General features: G+C 57.7%; 1 protein-coding gene. It reads right to left on the reverse strand.

The window, feature by feature from the left end:
- On the reverse strand, positions 1-942 hold a 942-nt coding region (locus ACTHUT_RS21160), incomplete at its 3' end, for an FUSC family protein (protein WP_440419768.1).
- Between the last annotated feature and the right edge of the window lie 14 nt (positions 943-956).

Below are 956 nucleotides of genomic sequence, written 5' to 3' on the forward strand. Positions count from 1 at the left end.
ATTGAGCGAAGTATCGATGCGGATACGGCGGGCGTAGTGGCCTTTGATGAGGCGGACGGTCAGGCGCAGTTCGCGTTGGAGCTGGTTGAAGTGGCGGTCGAGCAGGCGGATTTCGCTTTCGTTGAGCGTGGGCGCGCGCAGTTTTGCGGCGGTGGTCAGGAGCAGCTCGGTGGTGTTGACGATTTTGCGGTGGGCATGCTGCATGGCTTCCATCATATTGTTGCTGATGTGGCTTTCGCCGGATGTGGCGGCCAGATGGCTGCGGCTTTTGACCATGCGGGCGTTGATTTGGCGCATTTTAATCATGTTTTGTTCCAAACGCTCGCGCGTCATGCGCTTGCCGTTGCTGATTTCGGCAATCATTTTGGCGCAGTCGGTGAGGTTGTCGGCAAGCATGAAGCGCCACATGAGTGTGGAGCGCAGGGGCAGGAGTTTGGCGGCGGCAATGGCGATGGCGGCACCAATCAAAACGTTCATGGCGCGCATCAGGCCGCTGTCGAGCCAGTGGTGGCTGCTGTCGCCGATGAGCATGCACATGGTCAAACCGGCAAGCATGGCGACATAGCCGTTTTTGCCGACCGCAGACCAACCGGCTACTGCGCTGGCGGCGCCGATAATCAGATAGAAGAAAACACCGTCTTGCAAATAATGCTGGTTCAACCATAAAACGGCCAAACCGACGCCCAAACCGATGGCCGTGCCGAGCATGCGTTCGACCGCTTTGGAGTAAATCGCGCCTTGGAATTGCAGCATGCCGAGGACGACAAAGACGGTCATGCCGATCCACTCGCCGTGTTGCAGGTGGAAGACTTTGGCCAACAGAGTGGAAAACACGATTGCCAAGCCGAGGCGGAAGGCGTGGATATGGCGGCGATAGCGGTAGCGTTCGTAGGCGTTGAGCCAGCGTTCGGAAAAATGGAGGCGTTCGGATTGGGCAGGCATGTTGTAAGACGTAT

This window comes from Neisseria sp. P0022.S010, from assembly GCF_051956635.1.